Source organism: Tardiphaga sp., from assembly GCF_028290785.1.
Classification (GTDB): domain Bacteria; phylum Pseudomonadota; class Alphaproteobacteria; order Rhizobiales; family Xanthobacteraceae; genus Tardiphaga.
The window spans coordinates 1-3,541 of record NZ_JAQGJD010000012.1 but is presented as its reverse complement, the minus strand read 5'-3'; the positions used below and the strand labels follow the sequence as shown (position 1 = coordinate 3,541).

Annotated in this window: 4 protein-coding genes; 1 reads left to right on the top strand and 3 read right to left on the bottom strand. The window is 64.4% G+C overall.

Going from position 1 to position 3,541, the window contains the following annotated elements:
* A partial coding sequence (locus tag JWR89_RS00555; RefSeq protein ID WP_299710385.1) for a VOC family protein occupies positions 1–482 on the bottom strand: 482 nt, incomplete at its 3' end.
* Complete coding sequence (locus JWR89_RS00550; RefSeq protein WP_299710383.1) at positions 479–1,738, bottom strand: Glu/Leu/Phe/Val dehydrogenase; 1,260 nt, start codon at positions 1,736–1,738, stop codon at positions 479–481. The genes JWR89_RS00555 and JWR89_RS00550, both read right to left, overlap by 4 nt.
* 222 nt (positions 1,739–1,960) lie before the next feature.
* Here JWR89_RS00550 and JWR89_RS00545 point away from each other — a divergent pair, with 222 nt between their 5' ends.
* Positions 1,961–2,854, top strand: a complete 894-nt coding sequence (locus JWR89_RS00545) for a sugar kinase (protein ID WP_299710381.1) — start codon at positions 1,961–1,963, stop codon at positions 2,852–2,854.
* A gap of 172 nt (positions 2,855–3,026) precedes the next feature.
* Here the strand turns inward: JWR89_RS00545 and JWR89_RS00540 are convergent.
* On the bottom strand, positions 3,027–3,541 hold a 515-nt coding region (locus JWR89_RS00540), incomplete at its 5' end, for a dihydroxy-acid dehydratase (protein ID WP_299710379.1).

The following is a 3,541-nucleotide window of genomic DNA, read 5'->3' as shown; positions in this document are numbered from 1 at the left end:
ACATGGTCGAGGCCGAGGATCGGTGCATCGCTGCTCGCGGGAGAGAGCGGACGCGGCTGCGCCAGTTCGATAAAGAACTGCCGGACACCGCGGGTGGCGTCGGTAGCCGCTCGCGTACGCTTCCACGCCAGCGACGCATCGCTTGCGACATCGCGGCTTTCGACTTCGGCGATGGGGTCCGGCGCCAGCGCCACGCGCCCCAGCCGGCGATGCATCTTGCCGATATCATCGGTGCGAAAACAGATGCTGGCGAGGCCTTCGCCCTGCGCCTTCAGCACCGCGCGGATGCGATCGGCGGTCTCGCTTGCGCCGTCCGGCGCCATCAATTCCAGCGTCATGTTGTCGAAAGTGAACAGGACCGTGGCGACGCCGTCGTGACGCGTTTGCCACGACGGCGCGCGCGCCAACAGCGCCTGATAGGCCGCGGTGCCGCCCTCGAGGTCGTTCAGCAGAACAACGACGTGGTCGAGGCCCGAGATCACGGAAACAGCCCGCGCGTATTCTTGGCGGCGCGGACCTTCTCGACGCCGATCGCCATCGCCGCGGTCCGGTGCGGGATGCGGTCGAGCTTGGCGCGCATCACCATCTGGTCGAAGGCGCGATCGAGGATCTGATACTCCCGTCGCATCACCTCCTCCTCTTCCCAGAACAGTTGCTGCAGATCCTGCACCCATTCGAAGTAGCTCACCACCACGCCGCCGGAATTGCACAGGATGTCGGGGATCAGGAAGATCTCGTCCTGGCGTTTTTCCAGCACCAGATCGGCTTCCGGGGTGGTCGGACCATTGGCGCCTTCCGCCAGCACGCGACATTGCAGCTTCTCCGCCATCGGCCCGTCGATGGCGCGCTCCATCGCGGCAGGCACCAGCACGTCGCAGGCCGTCGTAAAGATGTCGGCGGGGTCGTATTGCATCTCGCTGGAAAAACCCTTGATGCTGCCGTGCTCGGCGGTGTGGCGCATCAAGGCGGGGATATCGAGCCCGGCCTTGTTGTACAGCGCCCCGGTGTGGTCGCTGACCGCGATGATCTTGAGGCCGAACCGGTGCAGCTCCAGCGCCGCATAGGAACCGACATTGCCGAAACCCTGGATCACGGCGGTAGCGCCGTTAAGATCGATCGCCAGCTCCTTAAGCACCCGCTTGGCGAGATGGGCGACGCCGCGACCGGTGGCTTCGCGCCGTCCCAGCGTGCCGCCGGACGCCACGGGCTTGCCGGTGACGATCTCCGTGACGGTGCGGCCCTGATACATGGAATAGGTGTCCATGAACCACGCCATCACCTGCTCATTGGTGCCCATGTCCGGCGCCATCACGTCGGTGTGCGGGCCGACGAAGGGGATCATCTCCTGCATATAGCGCCGCGACAACGCCTCCAGCTCGCGCTTCGAGATCGCCGCAGGATCGACTGCGATGCCGCCCTTGGCGCCACCATAGGGCAGCCCGACCAGCGCGCATTTCCAGCTCATCCAGATCGCCAGGGCGGCCACCTCGCCGAGGTCCACGCTGCTGGCGAAGCGGGTGCCGCCCTTGGTGGGGCCGAGGGTGAGGTGATGTTGCACCCGGTAGCCCTCATAGACCGCGATGGTGCCATCGTCGCGGTGGATCGGACAGGACACCACAATGGCGCGTTTCGGCATCAGGAGCCGGTCGCGCTCGTCGGCGGGGATCGCCAGGTGATCGGCGATGACCCCGAACTGATTGACCGCCATCTCGAACACCGGACCGGAATACACCGTCATCGCAGTCTCCCCAGCGGCAGGCCCGGCGAATCCACAGGGGATGCCGGGCGGCCTAGGCTACGGTGGTAAGCCCGCAATGCTCGCATCTCAAGCAAATCGGCCACGACTCATGCGAATAATTTTGGCGAATGGCCTGTCATAAGCGATGCTAATGTATGCTGGCGCCCTCGCGACGCCGTATCGTGGACGACTCGACCCCCTCAGCGAACGACGGACACATTCATGCAGGCTCTCTTCATCGGACAGACCTATATCGACGTCACCTTCATTACCGACCACATGCCGACTGGCGACGAAAAGCACGTGGCGTCGGACTATGCGGTGTCGTTCGGCGGCAATGCCGTCACCGCCGCGTTCTGTTGCGCCAAGCTCGGCGTCGTGCCCGACCTGATCGCCACCGTGGCCAATGACTGGCTCGGTCGCATGTTCATGGACATGGCGGCGAAATACGCCATCGAGATTCATCCGCGCAAGGTGGCGAGTTCGTCGCTGTCCTTCATCATGCCCAAGGACGGCAAGCGCGCCATCGTCCGCTGCCGCGACGACGAGCACATCCACCCGTTCCCGCTCCTCAACCTCGGCAAATGCCGCGCGCTGCATGTCGATGGACACCAGCCGGACGCCGCGATCCATTACGCAAGACTGTGTCGCGAGGCCGGCATCCTGACGTCGCTGGATGGCGGCGGATTGCGCACCAATACCCATGAACTGCTGGAATTCATCGACGTCGCTATCGTCGCCGAACGGCTGTGCGAGCAGATGGACCTGACGCCGGAGAAGATGCTGGACTATCTTAAGAGCCGGGGCTGTCGCGTCGGCGGCATCACGCTCGGCGAGCGCGGATTGCTGTGGTACGACGAGACGGGCGCGGTGCATACGCTGCCAGCGCTTTCTATTCCGCGCGCACGGGTGCTCGATACCAATGGCGCCGGCGACGTGTTTCACGGCGCTTATGTGTATTCCTATCTCTCCAATCCCGCGCAGAGCTGGGCCGACCATTTTGCCTTTGCGCGCGCGGCCTCGACCTACAAGATCCAGAAACTCGGCAACGAAGCGGGACTGCCGACACTGCCGGACATCGCAGCGGTGCGGCAAGAGTTCGAAGCGGCGGTGTAGTTTACGAAAGGCAGCGCTTCTTCCCTCTCCCCTTGTGGGAGAGGGTGGATCGACCGCGAAGCGGTCGAGACGGGTGACGGGTGCCACAAACTCCGAGCCCAGAAACCCCTCATCCGTCAGGACTTCGTCCGTGCCACCTTCTCCCACAAGGGGAGAAGGAAGCAAGAATCAACTACACTTCGCCCTTGCCTTCCCGGGTCATGAAATCGAAATCGCAGCCGTCATCGGCCTGCAAGATCGTTTGATAAAACAGATGGGCGTAGCCGCGCTTCGCCCAGTCGGGCGTCACGGCCGGCGGCAGCGCCGCTGCACGCTTCGCAAATTCCGCCTCGTCGATCAGCAGGTCGATGCTGCGCTTCGCCACGTCCAGCCGGATCATGTCGCCATTCCGCACCAGCGCCAGCGGGCCGCCCACCGCGCTCTCCGGCGTAATGTGCAACACGATGGTGCCGAATGCGGTGCCGCTCATGCGCGCGTCGGAGATCCGCACCATGTCTTTCACACCGGCTCGCGCGAGCTTCATCGGGATCGGCAGGTAGCCGGCCTCCGGCATGCCCGGCGCACCTTTCGGGCCCGCATTGCGCAGCACCAGCACGTCGTCGGCGGTGACGTCGAGATCGGGGCTGTCACAACGCAGCGTCATGTCCTCGACGGACTCGAACACCACGGCGCGGCCGGTGTGCTGCA

What these genes read in the sequence shown, in the direction of transcription:
- JWR89_RS00550 (WP_299710383.1), bottom strand. Translation starts at nt 1,738, where the DNA reads ATGACGGTGTATTCCGGTCCGGTGTTCGAGATGGCGGTCAATCAGTTC.
- JWR89_RS00545 (WP_299710381.1), top strand. Translation starts at nt 1,961, where the DNA reads ATGCAGGCTCTCTTCATCGGACAGACCTATATCGACGTCACCTTCATT.